The organism is Candidatus Nitrotoga sp. 1052, assembly GCF_927312905.1.
Classification (GTDB): Bacteria; Pseudomonadota; Gammaproteobacteria; order Burkholderiales; family Gallionellaceae; genus Nitrotoga.
This window is the reverse complement of sequence record NZ_CAKMHQ010000034.1, coordinates 1-18,293: the sequence shown is the minus strand read 5'-3', so window position 1 is coordinate 18,293 and position 18,293 is coordinate 1. Positions and strand designations below refer to the sequence as shown.

Below are 18,293 nucleotides of genomic sequence, written 5' to 3'. Positions count from 1 at the left end.
CTTGTTTAGAACTCTAAATTTTTAGAAGTACCCTTATGTTAAAAAATATGAATTCTTTAGCCAAAATAAGCAATTTGCTTATTCGCTTTTTATAGTTGTTATCTTAGGATTCGATCCTGAACAGCATATTTTGTTTGATGCATTAATGTTGTAAAAAACAATGCAGGTGCTTTGTTTTAGTCGCCCGCTATGCTGCAGGCGACATTTCACTGGCATATTCAGCGGAGGACATATCATGCGATCTTACCTTCTTGTTGCAGCCGCGATATCGGTGTTTTCCATACCAGCACACGCTGTCGACGGATTCAATTTGCCCGGTTTCGATTATGCCAATTTCAATGCACATTCGGCATTTGTCTGCAGAAACTCATGCGGGGGCGATCCTCGATGTCAGGCTTGGACTTGGGTCAAACCTGGAATCCAGGGGCCAAGTGGACATTGCTGGCTCAAGGACAGAATTCCAACTCTGGTTAAGGATAATTGCTGCAACTCCGGCTCACGTGAACACATTTCAAAACGCGATCTGAAGGCAGAGGATAATACCAATCGTCCAGGGTCAGACTATAACAATTTCTTGATCGACTCATGGAAGACCTGCGAGACTGCATGCACGAACGATCAAATGTGTGCGGCTTGGTCCTATTTGCGGCGGGGAATTCAGGGGCCACGTGGCCGCTGTTGGTTGAAGGCTGGCGTTCCCCCTCCGGTGAGTGACCGGAACACGATCTCTGGCGTGAAGTTCCGGTCGAGATCGGTTCGTATTGATTAACTCAGCGCTTAATAATCCACCCACTTTATAAATTTAATCTACTTAAAAATTTATTTTTAATTCTTGAAGTTATATTAAATGGAGGTAAAAATCATGCAAAGAAACAGCAATCAATATTTAGTTTCCCTGAGTTTCGTTGTCTTCGTAACGTCCGTGATTGGGTGCACAACACAGACGAAGGTTCCGGAGCCTAAATTCGACGACGGCATTCATAACCCTTACGGTGTGGTACTTGACCCATTGAATCAGGTCCGATCGGCATCCACTTCTAAAGATGTAACAGGCGAGTTTTCCGGCACATATGAGATTCCCGTCAAGAATATCTACATAGATGAAAAATATGAAAAGAAAGATAACGATGGTGGCGAGACCCGCCCTATCTCGAAGATCAGCCCCGTGCTTCTGGAATGGATCGGTACAAAAAATGCTGACGAATCTGTAGAGATCATCGTCACGTTCAAGGAGGATACACGGATACCACGACTGCCCGAATTAGGCTCGGAGGAGAATCGTGAAAAAGGTAAAACCCGGCGATTGGATGCAATCAACAAACTCAAGAGAGCGCGCGAGGAGTCTCAGGCTCAGTCTTTGAAAAAACTGGCTAAGTACGGCAATTTCAAGCAATCCGACAGTTTCTGGATCGTCAATAGCGTCGTTGGAACCGTCAAAATCGGAGAAGTAAAACGTCTTTCTGAATCCCGGGAAGTCGTTTATCTCCAACCAGTAGAGGGAGGTGAAAAACCGCCGCAAGACGCAAACAACAATAACGATGCTCAGGATGGTCGGGACAGAATTGTCTCGGATCCTTATTTCAACTTGGGACTTACCAACCCATGGATCGGTCTTCTCGACACAGGAGTTCGAGACACACACGACATGTTCAATTCGCCCGATCACATTGCATGGATGCGGGATTGCGTCAACGGTGGGAATAACTGCAACGACACATCGAATCCCAATTTCGATCCTACAGACTTTTCATGGAATCACGGCACGAGTTCCGCCGGACTTCTGACCGGAAACAATAGACTTGGTAACCAGTACCGGGGCGTTACTGCAATAAACCTGGATAGCTGGCAGATCTATACGTCTGGCGGTTTAAACACGGCGGCTGCCGTGCGAGGTATTCAAGCAGGCATCGCGGCGTTTGACAAGGTCCTGGTCGGTGAGATCCAGGCGAGCGAGTCAGAGACTGGCACTATCGCAACAGCAGCCGACAATGCTTACGATGCCGGCATCATTTTCGTCTCAGCCAATGGAAATTTTGGTCCGAACGCATCGACAGTGCGTTCGCCGGGAATCGCGCACAAGGTCCTCGGTGTCGGTGGTTTCATGACTGACGGTGGCGCACAGTACAATAATCAAGGGCGCGGACCCGCTACCGACTCGCGTTACAAGCCGGATATTCAGGCCCCAACATGGAGCGAGACAGCCAGCAATACTAACGATACCGCGTTACAGGTGTTCAGTGGCACAAGTGGCGCCACACCTTATGCGGCGGCTGCCGCCATGCTGGCTCGCAACTGGTTGCAACAGTTTGGATCATTCGACAACGGCCAGACATATGCTTTCATGATCCTCTATGGTCAGAGGGAATGGCCCTATGACAACACGGTGGGTGCGGGGCCTATTCAAATGGCGACCAATGGGCACGCTTGGTGGGGCAAGGTATCCGTTGGGAATCACGTTAATATCGACATTCCCATAAACGTCGGGGTCGGCAAAAGTAATCTGGATGCCGCCTTGTGGTGGCCCGAATCGGCAACGCAGACTCACAACGATATCGACGTGCATCTGATTGATCCATCGGGTATCGAGCGGGCCAAAGGCTACTCAGGTGTCAGTATCTTCGAGCGAACTGGCGTGAACGGTGCTTTGCAAGCGGGAACCTGGGTGATCCGAATCAGGGGATACAATGTTCCCACGGGGTCTCAAACAGTGTACTGGGCAACCCACGTCCGCAATTAATTTCGATGCTGACAGGAGTACAGCGAGCTTTTGTTGCAGTCATTCTGGCAGCTTGTCTTGGGATCGGCTGTAAACCGTTCGCAAACACAAGCGAACCTGGCAAGACGAGCCACCGGCGACCCACATCGGAGGTGCCGGTGACTCCCGGGCAGTATGGAAAAAAAATTATTCCGCGAGATGAAAAGCTGAAGCCTCTGCAAGTTTTCGCCGAAAAGTCTTTCTATCTGGAAAGGCCGGAACCAGAGGAAGTTCTTATCGGTGTGCTTCAACTGGCCCATGTTCGAGAGGGGCCGAACACCCGCGACATGCCATTCAGGCTGGATGTCGGTACAAATAAATTAAACGTGTACGTGGCCGGTCTTGACGTTGAAACCCTTAAGCCATTTGTTGGCCATGAAGTCAAAATTGTCGGCAAACGCATCGATCAGCGCATAGAAGGTTACGGAATAGAAATCTGGATCGCAACTATTGAAAATTCGGCTTCAGAGTCAAAATAAATACCCGGTACTGTCCGACTACTACCGGAACACCAGCGACCGTATATTCAGACTACTCAAGAGAAATATAAAGCGTACAAATTCTTTCACATCAACTCAGCCATCTGGTTGAGGTCATAACCTAAGGAGGCCAACATGAAAGGCAATAAAGACATCATTCAGTTTCTCAACGGTCAACTGAAACTCGAGCTGACTGCCATTAACCAGTATTTTCTTCACGCACGCATGTACAAGAACTGGGGTTTTAATAGCCTGGGCAAGCACGAGTATGACGAATCCATCGAGGAAATGAAGCACGCTGATCTGCTGGTAGAGCGCGTTTTGTTTCTGGAAGGCCTGCCTAATTTGCAGGAACTCGGCAAGCTGATGATCGGCGAAAAAGCCGAGGAGTGCGTGGCCTGCGATCTCAAGCTAGAATTAGCCGCACGCGATAATCTGGTCGCTGCGATGGCGGCCTGTGAAAGTGCTAGCGATTATGTTTCTCGCGAAATTTTTAAAAAAATTCTGGAAGACACCGAAAAGCACATTGATTGGCTGGAAACCCAGTTGGACGTGATGCAGAAAGTCGGCATCCAGAATTGGCTACAAAGCCAGATGTAAATCGTTCTGGGTTGGGGGCTTGATTCCGAGCCTGTTTGCATCAGCAAGGGGCGTCCTCCATGAGTTTTTCTTGCTTTGAGCTTGCGCAGACCCGCACCTGCGCCTCGCGCGATTCAGCCACTTGTGGATCGTGGTTCGATTCATCCCATCGCTGGGCAATCACCTTGCTCGACCTTTCTACCTCTCACTCACCCAACGGTCATCAGTCATATCGAATCAAAAATACGCTATATCAAACCACCATAAGGTGGGGTACTTCAAATGTCAATTTGCGGACTATAAAGGGGAAATTAAATGTCAAAGGTATCAATTGCAAACATGATTGTAGCGAGTTCCCTATTAACATCTCTAAATGGAGCTGCCGCTCCTCGGGATGAGAAAGCCACAACGCTGTCAGATCAAAAGGAAGTCGCTGTCACGATTTACAACGACAACTTGGCTTTAATTAAAGATGCACGCAGGGTAAAACTGGATCGTGATTTCAATAAACTGGCTTGGCGCGAAGTCTCCGCTCAAATGCGGCCCGAGACGGCACTATTGCGCAATCTCACCAATCCCGGCGGATTCCGCTTGCAGGAGCAAAATTTCGATTTTGATCTGTTGACGCCGCAGAAACTGCTGGAGAAATATCTCAATAAAGAGGTGACAGTAATTCGAACCAACCCAGCCACCGGTACGGAAATCAGAGAAACAGCCACAGTGCTTGCAACCAATGGGGGTACCGTACTCAAATTTTCCGACCGTATAGAGACCGGCATCCCTGGTCGCTTGGCATTCTCCGGTGTTCCGGAAAATTTACGTGACAAACCTACTCTGGTTGTCTCACTCATCAACCCTGTTGCGGGCGAACAAAATCTTGAACTTTCCTATTTGACTGCTGGGCTATCATGGCGCGCCGACTATGTGGCTGAATTAAATGAACGCGATGACCGCCTTGATCTCAATGGCTGGGTCACGCTAACCAATCAAAGTGGGGCAGCGTATCCGAATGCCAAGTTGCAACTGGTTGCCGGCGATCTGAACCGGGTGCGCCAACCGCAATCAATTTCGCGCAACATGATGGCTATGACGCCGAAAATGGCAGATGCGGAGGAGATGAAAGAAGAATCACTGTTTGAATATCATCTCTATACGCTGCAACGCGCTACGACATTAATGGAGAACCAGACCAAGCAGGTGGCGCTGATGTCGGCATCCAGCGTACCCATAAATAAAGAGTTTTTGTTGGTAGGTGCGAATTACTATTATTCTGGACAGTATGGAGACATTGGTCAGAAGCTTAAAGTGGGTGTCTTTGTAGAATTTCAAAACAAGGGCGAGGGCTTAGGGATTCCGCTACCCAAGGGGGTAATCCGTGTTTACAAAAAAGATGCTCATAGCAATGCCCAATTTGTAGGTGAAGATCAAATTAATCACACACCTAAAAATGAGTCTATTCGCCTGAAATTGGGGGATGCATTTGATGTAACAGCCGACAAGAAGCAGACGGATTTTCAGAAACTGGCCGGAACGGGGCGTACTAGTAACATCTTCGAAAGTGCCTACCAGATTGTATTGAAAAATGCCAAGAACGAGTCAGTCACAGTGGTGGTGCGAGAACCCATGCCTGGTGACTGGACGATGATATCCGAATCTCAACCTCACACCAAGGCGACGTCCGGCATCGCAGAATGGAAAGTAACGGTACCCGCTGACGGTAAGGCCACGTTGACTTACCGGGTGCGCGTCAAATATTGATACTGCGGGGAATCATATTCTTTGGGTAATCCAGCCATGAGCTAATGCAGCATAAGATGCTGCATTTTTGTTTTTGAATCCAGGGCGCATAAAATTGAAAACACAACCGATTTGATTGCTGTAAATTATTTACCCAAGAGAACTGACTTATAAAAAACCTCTGGCCGGAGGCGTTGGCGGCTGATATCGAGTTACATCTGGCTTTGTAGCCAATTCTGGATGCCGACTTTCTGCATCACGTCCAACTGGGTTTCCAGCCAATCAATGTGCTTTTCGGTGTCTTCCAGAATTTTTTTAAAAATTTCGCGAGAAACATAATCGCTAGCACTTTCACAGGCCGCCATCGCAGCGACCAGATTATCGCGTGCGGCTAATTCTAGCTTGAGATCGCAGGCCACGCACTCCTCGGCTTTTTCGCCGATCATCAGCTTGCCGAGTTCCTGCAAATTAGGCAGGCCTTCCAGAAACAAAACGCGCTCTACCAGCAGATCAGCGTGCTTCATTTCCTCGATGGATTCGTCATACTCGTGCTTGCCCAGGCTATTAAAACCCCAGTTCTTGTACATGCGTGCGTGAAGAAAATACTGGTTAATGGCAGTCAGCTCGAGTTTCAGTTGACTGTTTAGAAACTGAATGATGTCTTTATTGCCTTTCATGTTGGCTTCCTTAGGTTATGGCCTCAACCAGATGGCTGGGTTGATGTGAAATTACTTTAACATGCCTTAAGTCTGCCAGAACCTCATTCAAAACCTGCTTGGCATGGCAGGCACATTTACCGCACTGCGTACCTACACCCAGACAAGTTTTCAAATCCCGCATACGACATGCGCCTTGACAGACGGCTTCACGGATGGCGGAATCGGTGATGCCCTTACAAATACAAATATACATAATTCTGGCCTTTATCTTATGTAGATCAGCTTGTTTTTGTCCCGCAATAAAACTGCTTCTTGATGCTGGGAGACGGGTTCTGGTCAAACTTTTCCACGGCTGATTCTCTAATCAATAATGAGAATGATACTTAATAATAAACAAAATGCAACTTATTTGTTATTTGGAGGGATGCTTAACTTGGGTGGATAGGCTGGCGAGCCTCTTGCAGTTGCAAGAGAAAGCCGAGGAAAGCAGGAAGCGCTGCGCGCCTTACGGGATGCGCTTGCTGCATTCAAGTTATAATCCGCACACCTACACAGCTCGCACCCATCATGCAAATTACCCGAAGGCTAGAATTTGATGCAGGTCACCGCATCCCCAGTCACACCAGCCAGTGCCGGCATTTGCACGGCCACCGCTACGCCATTGAGATTACCCTGTCCGGCGAGATCATCACCACCGATGGCTTATCCGAACAAGGCATGGTAATGGACTACACTGAAGTGAAACGCATAGCCAAGGAACAACTGGTGGATGCGTGGGACCATGCCTTCCTGGTATATCGCAGTGACAAAGCGGTATTGGATTTTCTGAACTCACTGCCCAACCACAAAACTGTAGTTCTGGAAGTGCCACCCACCGCAGAAAATCTTGCCATGCTGGCATTCAAGCTGCTCGACAGCGCATATCACCATAGCTTTGGGAATAACCTGCAACTGGAACGCGTGCGCATTTACGAGACGCCAAATAACTGGGCAGACTGCCTGCGCAACTCAAGCTAACTTTGATGAATTAATGATTGCTGCATCTGCACAATCTTGGCATCCTCAGCTCTTGAGTCGGTATCCCGTCTTGAAAATCCACCACACGACTGTGAGACACAGGAGAAGAAAGACCAACGTCATACCAACGCTGATGGCCACGTTGACGTCTGAAACGCCATAAAAGCTCCATCTGAAACCACTTATCAGGTAGACCACCGGGTTGAACAGCGTGATTTTTTGCCACAGGGGTGGCAGCATGCTAATCGAATAAAAACTTCCGCCCAGAAAAGCCAGCGGCGTGATGATCATCATGGGTATGATTTGTAACTTCTCGAATCCGTCAGCCCAAATACCGATAATAAAACCGAAGAGGCTGAAGGTAACGGCAGTGAGTACCAAGAAGATAATCATCCACAGTGGATGCGCGATTTCAAATGAAACGAAAAGCCGCGCTGTGGCCAGAATGAGCAAGCCCAGGATGATGGACTTGGTGGCCGCAGCCCCAACATAGCCAATGACGATCTCCACATAAGAAATAGGGGCGGAGAGGATCTCGTAGATAGTACCCGAGAATTTCGGCATGTAAATACCGAAAGAGGCATTGGAAATGCTTTCCGTCAACAGGGCTAGCATGATCAGACCGGGGACAATAAAGGCCCCATAGCTGATACCGTCGATCTCGGTCATGCGCGAGCCGATCGCTGAGCCAAACACCACGAAATAAAGCGAAGTCGAAATGACTGGCGATGCAATGCTTTGCATAAGTGTTCGCCAGGTGCGCGCCAGCTCAAAAAAATAGATCGCGCGAATAGCATAAAAATTCATGATCGTCCGCTTACCAAATTAACGAAGATTTCTTCCAGTGAGCTTTGGCTCGACTGAAGATCCTTAAAGTCGATCCCGTGCTTGGCGAGCTGTCGTAGAATATCTGCGATTCCTGTCTGTTCGCCCTGGGCGTCAAAGATGTAGATCAGCTCATTGCCATCGGCCGATAGTTCAAGTGGATATCCGGCGAGTTCCTCGGGGATGTGCGCCAAAGGAGACTGCAGATACAGCTTGAGCTGCTTTTTGCCCAGCTTATCCATCAATCTGACCTTGTCCTCTACCAGGATAATTGTGCCTTTGCTAATTATCCCGATGCGGTCGGCCATTTCCTCGGCTTCTTCAATATAATGAGTGGTAAGAATAATGGTCACGCCGCTTTTTCGTAATCCCCGGACCATCTCCCACATGTCACGGCGCAGTTCGACGTCAACGCCAGCTGAAGGCTCGTCGAGAAATAGAATCTGTGGTTCATGGGATAGAGCCTTGGCGATCATTACCCGGCGCTTCATACCGCCCGACAGCGTCCTGATTTTTGCATCTTTCTTGTCCCACAGGGACAGATCACGCAGCACTTTTTCGATATAGGCCGGGTTTGGCGGTTTACCAAACAAGCCACGACTAAATTTCACCGTGGCCAAAACGGTTTCGAAGGCATCGGTGGAAAGCTCCTGCGGCACCAGGCCGATTTTTGATCTGGCCGCGCGATAGTCAGAAACTATGTCATGACCGTCGGCCAGAACCTTACCCTGGCTCGGATTGACGATCCCGCAAATGACGTTGATTAATGTCGTCTTGCCGGCTCCATTCGGACCCAGCAGGGCAAAGATTTCTCCACGCTGAATCTCCAGATTGATGCTTTTGAGAGCCATAAAGCCCGAGGCGTAGGTCTTTGTGAGATTTTCGACTGATATAACTGACTGCACGCAATCTCCTTATTGATAATAAATTTTCAATTGAAACATTATGCTATTGGAGCATTAATAGTTAGAGCGTCCAACCCATTGGTTTTATCAATAAAGGGCACCTCTAAAAATCCATAGCCTTCAAACTTTCCGGCCTATACTTTATAAACGCGGCCAACCCCAGTTCAGGCTCTTCGATGGATTGAATCTTTTTGCGCAGTTCCACCTTCAAGCCGATAAAACGTGACATGAACTACCTATAATCTCTTGCCAACAATTAAATTGTTAACCTGGCCTTTTTAGTTCTTCCCGCACCTTGGGACGAAGGCTGGTTTTAAAATCAGCTGATTGAAGAGCGCAGTTAATACCCTGTAGTTTGCTGCGGGGTACTTTGTTTCGCGTTTTTATCGTCCGCCTGCGGAGGAAACTGCGCGTCGTGACACCCGCCGATGTATGAGAAGTAACCTCCGCGATAACCAATTGCCGTCAATAAGAATCGAACCACAATTTCCCGGATAACCGTGACGTGCTCCCACAGGTCATCGTTTACATCCTTCCCGTCATTAGGGTAGTGACCCTGGTGCACGATGAGGTCGCGAGCCTTCTTGGCCGCGTTGATCTTGTCTTCACCAATCCCGTCGAGCGGCACTGACCAACGCTGCGTCAGAATCATAAGATTATTGAGAAGTGATCGACGATTCAGTTCGGCAAGTTTTTCATCGAGTTCCCCCACAATTCCATTAGCGATGTTAGCCTCATCTGTTGACCACTTCTCAATACGTTGTTTGAGGACTTTACGAAGAATTTTGAATTCCTTTTTCGGCTGAATCAATTTGTCATTGACGCCAAGATTAGATGCGACAAGGTTTTCGAGTGCGGTCATGACGTTCACCAAACTAACCTCTTTATAGGTTGCCTCCATGGCAAACCATTCGATGGCGAAGAAAAAGTTTTTTAATTCAAATGGAGGGTTAAAGAAAGAGGTCACAGCCGCATCGAAAACTGGTTGCTGATTGAGATAGTGAAAAGTGCGGAAAGGTGTCGATAATTGCCGAGTTTGCGTCAATGCGACCACTTTCAGGTCATCTCCCGAGTAAAACTCTATGACCGGCCTCTTGAGCACAGTTGCCGAAGCGAAGGACATCACCCGCCGAATGTGCTCAAGAAGCTTATCGGCCTGCGCATGCCATGCAGTCAGATCGGCAGGCTCGTTATCTGACTGTACTGCGATATAGCCAGTGATGTTGTCAGGATCATTAATGGAGCTTTCACCGACCATAGCGACTATTCCGAGGCAACATTCTGAGCTTAGCTGACGAAGATTCTGAAATCCTTTCACATACATGCGAAGCGTGGGTTTAGGAGTTTGTGCCGCTAGCTTGCGGTGAAATTCAGCTCGCGAACAGCCACCAATAGGACTCATGCGACTTCCTGTTTCTTTGCACCATTTATTCGCAAGACTATTAAAGTGAAGGTCTACGGTTTTAAATTCGGTACCATCCTCCGCTTTCCCTGAAAGTGAGAAGTAGCCGGGGCGCGACCCTTCGCCATCCCACCATTTCATTATGAAGCTAGTTTCCTTCGTCAAGACAATCGCACCAAAATCAAACTCGACCTTGCCCGATCCATCAATACGAGAGCGGAAAGTTATAGGCGCGGTGTTACTACCCGCCTGAAGATTGCCAAAAAATGACTTGAACTCCAATAACCCTTGGTCTTGCATCATGGCTCCTTAACCTTACTTAACCCGCCAAACCTAACTTGACGATGCGTCCAGCCGCGCTTTGCGTTTCGCTAACATGCTGTTTTTTCGTTGTTTACTTACCAAGCCACCGACTCGATATCCATCTACCGCTCTGTAATCGCTGGTGTAGTGCTTACTAATTGTTTGAGCTATTCGGCTCTTCGATTGCCGTGTTCGCGTCCTTTCCACGGAGCGAATGATGAATCTTGGTATGTTGATCATTCTTTCCGATGAGCAACGAAAATCGATGCGTCAGGACGCGGCAATCGGGATATTTTTAATAGTATCCTTCATGCGTTTTGACACAGCCTCGACCCAGAGCAGCCCTGCCGGGCGTGAACGCTAATCAACGGCAATTTCAATACGGTTGCGACCATTTTCTTTGGCACGGTAAAGCGCCATGTCGCTGCGAGAAAGAGGTGCGTCAGCGCTCGTATCGGTCACATTCATGACAGCAATACCGATACTCACTGTTACTGAGATTGCTACATTGCCTTTTACGAGGGGCGTTTCTGCCATCTGTTGCTGCACTCGTTTAGCAAAGATATTTGCCTCAGTGACATCCGCACCGGACAGAACAATTGCAAACTCTTCGCCACCTACACGGCCCACGGTATCGTTTTTGCGCAGTTTGTCACGCAGAATGGTTGCGAAATGCTTGAGTACCAGGTCACCAATGGCATGACCGTAACTGTCATTGATTATTTTAAAATGATCAAGATCACACATCAGAACTGCCGTATGCGTGCCGGTGACTCTTTGAATTCGAGCCAGCTCTTCTTCCATACGCGCCATAAAATAGCGCCGATTGGGTAACTGCGTCAGAAAATCAATTGTGGCGAATTCCTGTAATTCAATTTCTCTGCGCTTACGTTCGGTAACGTCGGTGATAAAACCATGCCACAGTATGCTGCCGTCCTGCAGTCGACAAGGCCGCGCGTCCCCATGCCGCCAACGTAGACCTTGCCTGGGCAATATGACGCGGTACTCATGATACCAGGGCATCAGGCTGGCGGCGGAGGCTTCAAGTGAAGCACAGTAATTTGTGAAATCATCTGGATGAATGACTTTATGTATAAGAGAGACATTATCGGCGACCTGTTCTGGCGTGACCTCGTAAATATCCCTGATTCCCTCGCTGACATAAGAGAAAAATGCATCTCCATTCGGCAATAGACGATATTGGAATACGAGACCCCGAATTTCATTTGTCAGACAGGTTATCAAGTCAACATTCTGCTGTAGCCTATCGGACAACGCCCTCATGGCCGTTATATCAGTAGTCATGCCTATCATACGAAGCGGCTGGCCTTCCATGTCGCGGCTAACAACCTTGCCGCGGCTCGATATCCATTTGTAGCTGCCATCCTTGCAGCGGATTCTGTGTTCCGCCGCATAGCTTTCTGTCTTTTGATCAAAATGCGCTTGTATTATCGCTTGAACGGAAGCCAAATCTTCGGGATGCACACGTGTATAACTATCTTCAATCCGATTGGTGATATCTGCATCCGTGTAACCTAGAATTGCTTTCCAGCCAGCTGAATAATGAATCTCACCAGTTGAGATATTCCGATCCCAAATCCCGGCTCCACTCCCTTCGATTGCAAGCGCCATTCTTGTTTCACTCTCGAGCAAGTTATCCTCCGCCTTTTTTATCTTGGCTTTATCGATATTGCGCTCAATGGCAATGGATGCCAGCGCTGTGACATCAACAATGGCTTGTCGATGCTTGTCGCTTGCTTGATCTGGTTTTTGAGAATAGGCGACGAAAACTCCAAGGATGCGGTTTGTGGAGGACCGAATCGGGATCATCGAGCATATATACAATCCATGTTGCAGAGCCAAGTCGCAAAAGCTGCGCCAGAATTGACCTGCTTCTACATTCTCGGCAGTAATTTGAATCATGATATCCGTTGCATGTTGATCCGCCCAGACTCCAACGTCAGTAGCAATATCATCAATTGCGCGACTGTAGTCTTGATGCAGACTGGGTGCAGCTCCCAGATGCAGGCGATTGCCATCCTCATCCAGCAGAAAAATGGCACCCGATATTTCGGAATTTTGATCTTCAATGCCATTCACAATACAGGTTAGCGTCTGGGCAAGAGGAGCACCCCGTGCGATGTGCGCTAACGTCAAATTGTTTGCTGCCAGCAATCGCTGATGCATATTAAAACCTATGCTGTTGTGAGAAGCGTCCAACGTCATTATGTAGTTAACATCAGTTTGTACATGTTTCGTTGTAGTTGTGGCAATACAGGGTAATCATTTGAGACAATGAAAGGTTTATCGCAACTTCGGTAACAATCAATAATTGCATATGACAGTAAAACATTGATACTTTTTGCAGTAGACAATGCAGGCGGCAATTAGGTAAAAAGCATGAATGCGGATGATTGCACTAGTACGTTTACTTAGGAGAATTTTTGCATGACAGCGTTCTAAATTATTGCACCAAAACATTATTTTTAATGCTTAGATTAACATACCAAAATTTCTTCACTTCAGTGAATCCAATCGGATAGTGATCAAAAACGTCCTGATGCGAGCCGATCTAAATTGATAACCATATCAAAGAATAATTTTCTTCATTTAATGACGGTTCTTGGCCAACAAGCGACCGTCCACGAAAGCGGCAATACTTCCGTAGTGGAACCAATTGATTATTTTCCGCCCTGCGGTTATTCTTTCTTCAGGGCGGTTATGATGGGGTAGACAAATCGGTTTTTTTAAAACTGCAGAGGAAAAAATGAACTTAATCGTTAATCTCATCATATATCTGGTCGTCTTCGGGCTCATATGGTGGCTAATTAGTATGTTGCCCCTACCGGCACCGGTGGCGCAGATCGTCCGTGTTCTTTTCATCATTTTGTTGATCCTGATCGTTCTGTCGGTGGTCGGTATTCTTCCTGGCGGCTATCTGCCACCGATTCGCCTATAGCCAGCGTACTTAACTGGCATTGTGAAACCGAAATTGTCGCGAATGAAACGTGGCATAGCAATGCTTTTTAAGCCGGATGCACGCCAATTTAGCGCGGGTTGATGGCAAGCAATCCCATCGGTCACTTTGGGACGTGCCTCGGGTAATATACGGGGCTATGAGAAACTGGATTTAGTCACCAAGCCAGACAAATTTGGTAAGGTAGTCAGTTGCCAAAGTGTCGCCGCACCATTTTCTTCATAAGGGCTCTCACTTCTGCCTCAGATGCGTGGATGGTCGTTTCGTAAACTTTACTGGCAATACTTGAAAACACCTTGAGCAGTTTCGGGTCGAAGTGGACGCCCGATCCTTGCTGAAGGATATCCATCACCTCATTCAGCGGGAGCGGTTCCTTGTAGGGGCGTTTTGAACACAGGGCATCAAACACATCAACAATCGCAAATATGCGGGCAACTAAAGGGATGGCCTCACCGACTAATCCACGCGGATATCCTGAGCCGTCCCATTTTTCATGGTGGCAGGCTACTACTTCTCTGGCGCCATCTAGCCAGCCACCGCCGGTGATAATTTCTTCACCCATTGTTACGTGAGTGTGCATCAAATCCATTTCATCTTCTGTCAGCTTTTCTGGCTTGAGCAGAATCGCATCGGGAATCCCGATCTTTCCAGCATCGTGTAAAAAACTGCCGGCAATCAATGCTTGCATCCCGTCTCCCTTGATCCCAAGGGTCTCAGCCAGCATGGCGGAGATCCATGCCACACGATAGTTGTGCGCGCCCGTATTCGAATCACGCTTGGCAATCGCACGCCCCAGCGCTTCCATCATCGAAATATGCGATTCAAGCACCTCTTGAGCTTTGCGTTGATTTTCGGAGGAGAGCCGAATCACGACGGGATAGAGCACACCACCACAAAGTAGAGATGCCAATCCCACCATCAAAGCGACCGTAAGGGAATCCACCAGAATCTGTTTCCGCTGCCACGCAGGGACAAGACGGACACCTTCGAAGTAACCCGTCAGATTTCCATTCACCTCCCGTAAGGGAGTAAACACCCGCAAGACCCAACGATCTGAGGACAAATTATAGCTTTCATTCCAATCGGCGTAGCACTCAGCGTACTGGCATATTCCGGTACGGAGTGGCGGCGTTCCTGTTGGGCGCCCGTTAAGTGATACCTGTGATTACAGGCTAAGTTTACGTTGACCGACCCTAATGCATTTTGGTTAAGGTATCGTGAATGTAAGAAATTTTTTCAATTTGCCCATAGGGTTGATTTTATAGTGCATGGTGATGGCGTAATTTCGCGTATAGAATGGCCGAGGTGTATTTTTATAATTTAACCGCCTGTTATTTAATCTCATTGAGCAAGGAGAAACTGTCATGAGCCAGAACACTATTAAGGTATGGGATCCCTTGATCAGAGTTTTTCACTGGTCGCTGGTGGTATTTTTTACCATCGCCTTTCTTACCGGTGAGGAAGAGGATTCTCTACATGCCTATGCTGGTTATGTTGTCATTGGCCTGGTGATTTTCCGAATCCTGTGGGGGTTTATTGGGCCAGAGCATGCACGGTTCAAGGATTTTGTATTCGGGCCGGCCAAGGTGATTCAGTACCTGAAAAGTCTGGCAAGCGGCTCTCCACAACGCTATGTCGGACATAATCCTGCGGGCGGTTACATGGTGGTGCTGATGCTGGCAACCCTGCTTGTTGTGACTTTTACCGGCCTCAAGGCTTATGCTGCTGAGGGGCACGGCCCGTTGGCTGCCAATGCCGAGATTTCAGTCATATCTTTTGCCAAAGCAGAGGAAGGGGATCGTAAAAGAAATGGAGCCGTTGAAAGTGGAAAAAACAAAGGTGATGAGTATTGGGAGGAAATTCATGAGGCCGCTTCCAACTTCATGCTTGGCCTGATCGTACTTCACATCTTGGGGGTTGTTGTTTACAGCAGATTACACAAGGAAAACCTGGTGAAGGCCATGATCACCGGCGAGAAGGATTCAGAATAAGCTGCTGCAGATACTAAATGACTTCGATTGTCATTGCGATGGTCGCTATTTTGATAAAGGGGACGCTATCATTTTCATCCCGTCACTGATGACGGCAGAGCAACACCTTGACACAGGAGTAATGTAATCCAGATTAATGGTTACAATTCGGAAATCCTGTGTAACCCCGTGGTTAAAAAATGCTGATCTCAAACCTGACTCCCGCCGATCTTCGCTTCACCATCGATCCCGATTCACTTGGATTCTCTAATACTGCAGAATTGCTGCCGTATCCACTACCCTGGATCGGGCAGGAGCGCGCGGAAATGGCTGCCCGTTTTGGTCTTGGAATGGATCAGCCCGACTACAACCTGTTCGTGCTGGGTGAAGTCGGCAGTGGTCGATCTTCGCTGCTCAGGCAAGCGATGCAGGCGACCGCCGCAAATAAGGCAGTGCCGCCCGACTTATGTTATCTGCACAACTTCGATGCACCGGAAAGACCGCAGGCTCTGTATTTGCCAGCCGGGCAGGGACGCCTGCTGCGCCAACTCATGGTGCGGATGACGAAATCCCTGCAGACGGAAATACCGCAATGCATGGCGGGGCAGGATTTCAAAGCCGAAAGCGAGCGCATTGAAAAAACCTACAAGGAAGAAGAAAGCAAAAACTTCGCCGAACTTGAGGCCTTTGCCGAAGCCCGCAAGTTCGCTATTCAGCGTGAGGCAGGGCACATGGTTTTTACTCTGTTGGGTAAAAAGGGGCACGTACTTAGTGAAGACGAAGTACTTGCCTTGCCGAAAGAACTCCGGGCCGAGATAGAGCAGGCCGAGCAGGAACTGCGCGCGAAGATTACCAGTTATTTCGAAAAAACCCGGCCGCTGGAACGCGTTATGAACGATGCCTTGGCGGCGTTGCGGCGCCAAGTGGTGAAGCCGTTGTTGAATCATGAATTACAGGGAATCAGGGACGGATTGAAACAGGAGGTCAAAGATTACGTCAAGCTTAGTGCATATCTGGAGCAGGTCATGCAGGACGTACTCGATAATCTGGAGCAGTTCAAGGTTTCCGATACCGATGAAGAAAGTCGGCAGGAGGCATTAAGCAAAGTATTGTCCCGTTACCGGGTGAACCTGGTAGTGGACAATGATGGCCTGAGCGGTGCGCCGGTAATCATCGAAGATAATCCATTATTCCGTTCGCTGTTCGGCAGCATTGAATATCAGACCGAAAACGATGTGTTGGTAACTGATTTTACCCGCATCCGCGCTGGTAGCCTGCACAAAGCGCACGGGGGCTTTCTCATGCTGCATCTACGCGATCTGCTGAACGATGATCTGGTGTGGGAGAAGCTGCGGCGCTTGTTGCGTAGCGGCAAGCTGCAAATCGAAGAGCCGGGTACAGCTCTCACACCGATTGCGGCCGTTTCGCTCGAACCAGAGGCGGTGGATATTGAAGTCAAGATTATTTTGATCGGTTCGCGCGAACAGTATTATGAGTTGCAGGAGGGGGATCCGGAGTTCGCACGCCGCTTTCGGGTCAAGGTAGACTTTGCCGAAAGCTTTTTATCCAGCGCTGAAACCCGCCGCGCTTCATCAATTTTTATCGCCCATGCTTGCCAGGAGATGGGGCTGCCGCATTTTTCCGCCGCTGCCGTAGCTCATCTGCTAGAGGATTCCCATCGCGAAACGGACGATCAGTCTCGCCAAAGCGCGATCTTCGCCCGCGCCGAGGCGCTGGTAATGGAAAGTGCTGCGCTCTGCCGCGCTCGTTCCGGTCTTCTGGTCGAGGCAGCGGATGTAGAGGCTGCACTTCGTGCGCGCATTTTGCGCCACGATTACCCCGATCAGCGCTTGCAAGAATCCATTGCAGAAGGTGATGTGCTGATCACAGTGCATGGTGAGAAAGTGGGCCAACTCAACGGTCTTTCCCAGATAGATCTGGGGGATTACCGTTTTGGCTTTCCGATACGAGTCACGGCGCGCACCTTTGCCGGTGAAGATGGTTTGCTCAATATTGGACGCGAGGTGGAAATGTCCGGGCCGATCCACGATAAGGGCGTGTTCATTTTGCAGAACTACTTGTCCGCCTTATTTGCCCATATTGCACCGCTCGCACTTAATGCATCAATTGCGTTTGAACAGGACTATTACGGTGTAGAGGGTGATTCTGCTTCCTGTGCTGAACTTTATGTTTTGCTTTCGTCCTTGTCGGGCTTGCCTCTCAAGCAAGGTATCGCGGTTACCGGCGCGGTCAATCAGCACGGAGAGGTGTTGCCGGTGGGTGGAATTAACGAAAAAATAGAGGGCTACTTTCGTGTCTGTGAAACGGCCGGACTGGACGGCAGCCAAGGCGTGTTGATTCCACACCGTAACCGTCGGCATCTGATGCTGGAACACAAGGTCATTGAGGCCGTCGCCAAAGGTTTATTTCATATCTACACCGCAGAGCATACGAGCGAAGGCATAGAGCTGCTCACCGGTCTCTCGGTCGGCATCGCGAACGGGACGGGTAATTATCCTTATGGCAGCGTGCTGGGCCATGCCCAGAAAACCTTGCTGGCCTATCGCCGCGCGTGTCAGGTACTGGAACATCCGAAGGAAGGACGTAAGTATTTGCGCTGAATAACGGGAGCAGACTCTGAGGTCTCCCCTCAAAGTTGCAGCACAGGATGATCATACCGCAAGG

General features: G+C 48.8%; 17 protein-coding genes. 9 read left to right on the top strand and 8 right to left on the bottom strand.

Annotation, left to right across the window (positions count from 1 at the left end; translation table 11 throughout):
* Nucleotides 1-160: 160 nt before the first annotated feature.
* The 5 genes from MJ768_RS15380 (at nucleotide 161) to MJ768_RS07675 (ending at nucleotide 5,571) form a co-directional block, all read left to right on the top strand.
* On the top strand, nucleotides 161-769 hold the full coding sequence (locus MJ768_RS15380) for a PAN domain-containing protein (RefSeq protein WP_445082978.1): 609 nt from the start codon (nucleotides 161-163) through the stop codon (nucleotides 767-769).
* A gap of 93 nt (nucleotides 770-862) precedes the next feature.
* The gene (locus MJ768_RS07690; RefSeq protein WP_239289836.1) at nucleotides 863-2,737 is read left to right on the top strand and encodes a S8 family serine peptidase; all 1,875 of its coding nucleotides are present in this window, start codon (nucleotides 863-865) and stop codon (nucleotides 2,735-2,737) included.
* Nucleotides 2,738-2,742: 5 nt separating this feature from the next.
* Nucleotides 2,743-3,234 (top strand): hypothetical protein, encoded by a 492-nt coding sequence (locus tag MJ768_RS07685; RefSeq protein WP_239289834.1) that lies wholly within the window; start codon nucleotides 2,743-2,745, stop codon nucleotides 3,232-3,234.
* Between the two features lie 135 nt (nucleotides 3,235-3,369).
* A complete protein-coding gene (gene bfr, locus MJ768_RS07680) occupies nucleotides 3,370-3,834 on the top strand; it encodes a bacterioferritin (protein ID WP_239289832.1) in 465 nt (154 codons plus the stop codon).
* A 294-nt stretch (nucleotides 3,835-4,128) separates the two neighbouring features.
* On the top strand, nucleotides 4,129-5,571 hold the full coding sequence (locus MJ768_RS07675; RefSeq protein ID WP_239289822.1) for a DUF4139 domain-containing protein: 1,443 nt from the start codon (nucleotides 4,129-4,131) through the stop codon (nucleotides 5,569-5,571).
* Between the two features lie 191 nt (nucleotides 5,572-5,762).
* On the opposite strand, the gene bfr (MJ768_RS07670) is transcribed toward MJ768_RS07675, so the two are convergent.
* Together bfr (MJ768_RS07670) and MJ768_RS07665 are read right to left on the bottom strand one after the other, a co-directional pair.
* Nucleotides 5,763-6,227, bottom strand: coding sequence for a bacterioferritin (bfr, locus tag MJ768_RS07670; protein WP_239289820.1), 465 nt, complete (start codon nucleotides 6,225-6,227; stop codon nucleotides 5,763-5,765).
* Between the two features lie 10 nt (nucleotides 6,228-6,237).
* Nucleotides 6,238-6,462: a bacterioferritin-associated ferredoxin gene (locus MJ768_RS07665; RefSeq protein ID WP_239289811.1), complete on the bottom strand. Its 225-nt coding sequence runs from the start codon at nucleotides 6,460-6,462 to the stop codon at nucleotides 6,238-6,240.
* 314 nt (nucleotides 6,463-6,776) lie between these two features.
* On the opposite strand from MJ768_RS07665, the gene queD reads away from it, so the two are divergent.
* Complete coding sequence (queD, locus tag MJ768_RS07660; RefSeq protein WP_239289809.1) at nucleotides 6,777-7,226, top strand: 6-carboxytetrahydropterin synthase QueD; 450 nt, start codon at nucleotides 6,777-6,779, stop codon at nucleotides 7,224-7,226.
* Between the two features lie 45 nt (nucleotides 7,227-7,271).
* Here queD and MJ768_RS07655 read toward each other — a convergent pair whose 3' ends face one another.
* From MJ768_RS07655 to MJ768_RS07640, 5 genes are all read right to left on the bottom strand, one after another.
* On the bottom strand, nucleotides 7,272-8,033 hold the full coding sequence (locus MJ768_RS07655) for an ABC transporter permease (protein WP_239289807.1): 762 nt from the start codon (nucleotides 8,031-8,033) through the stop codon (nucleotides 7,272-7,274).
* Complete coding sequence (locus tag MJ768_RS07650) at nucleotides 8,030-8,956, bottom strand: ABC transporter ATP-binding protein (protein ID WP_239289805.1); 927 nt, start codon at nucleotides 8,954-8,956, stop codon at nucleotides 8,030-8,032. The genes MJ768_RS07655 and MJ768_RS07650 overlap by 4 nt, the downstream gene beginning before the upstream one ends.
* Nucleotides 8,957-9,059: 103 nt before the next feature.
* Nucleotides 9,060-9,185, bottom strand: coding sequence for a hypothetical protein (locus tag MJ768_RS15160; protein WP_256449840.1), 126 nt, complete (start codon nucleotides 9,183-9,185; stop codon nucleotides 9,060-9,062).
* A 111-nt stretch (nucleotides 9,186-9,296) separates the two neighbouring features.
* Nucleotides 9,297-10,661 carry a hypothetical protein gene (locus tag MJ768_RS07645; RefSeq protein ID WP_239289803.1) on the bottom strand — a complete coding sequence of 455 codons (1,365 nt, stop codon included), beginning with the start codon at nucleotides 10,659-10,661 and terminating at the stop codon, nucleotides 9,297-9,299.
* 360 nt (nucleotides 10,662-11,021) lie between these two features.
* Nucleotides 11,022-12,848, bottom strand: coding sequence for a diguanylate cyclase (locus MJ768_RS07640; protein WP_239289801.1), 1,827 nt, complete (start codon nucleotides 12,846-12,848; stop codon nucleotides 11,022-11,024).
* A gap of 580 nt (nucleotides 12,849-13,428) precedes the next feature.
* On the opposite strand from MJ768_RS07640, the gene MJ768_RS15155 reads away from it, so the two are divergent.
* Entirely contained in the window at nucleotides 13,429-13,620 is a 192-nt protein-coding gene (locus MJ768_RS15155) for a Thivi_2564 family membrane protein (RefSeq protein WP_305855916.1), read from the top strand.
* Nucleotides 13,621-13,825: 205 nt separating this feature from the next.
* On the opposite strand, the gene MJ768_RS07635 is transcribed toward MJ768_RS15155, so the two are convergent.
* Nucleotides 13,826-14,701 carry an HD-GYP domain-containing protein gene (locus MJ768_RS07635; RefSeq protein WP_239289791.1) on the bottom strand — a complete coding sequence of 292 codons (876 nt, stop codon included), beginning with the start codon at nucleotides 14,699-14,701 and terminating at the stop codon, nucleotides 13,826-13,828.
* A 301-nt stretch (nucleotides 14,702-15,002) separates the two neighbouring features.
* Between MJ768_RS07635 and MJ768_RS07630 the strand changes: the two genes are divergently transcribed.
* Together MJ768_RS07630 and MJ768_RS07625 are read left to right on the top strand one after the other, a co-directional pair.
* The gene (locus MJ768_RS07630) at nucleotides 15,003-15,629 is read left to right on the top strand and encodes a cytochrome b/b6 domain-containing protein (RefSeq protein WP_239289789.1); all 627 of its coding nucleotides are present in this window, start codon (nucleotides 15,003-15,005) and stop codon (nucleotides 15,627-15,629) included.
* A gap of 179 nt (nucleotides 15,630-15,808) precedes the next feature.
* Nucleotides 15,809-18,229, top strand: coding sequence for a Lon protease family protein (locus MJ768_RS07625; protein ID WP_239289787.1), 2,421 nt, complete (start codon nucleotides 15,809-15,811; stop codon nucleotides 18,227-18,229).
* Nucleotides 18,230-18,293 lie beyond the last annotated feature (64 nt).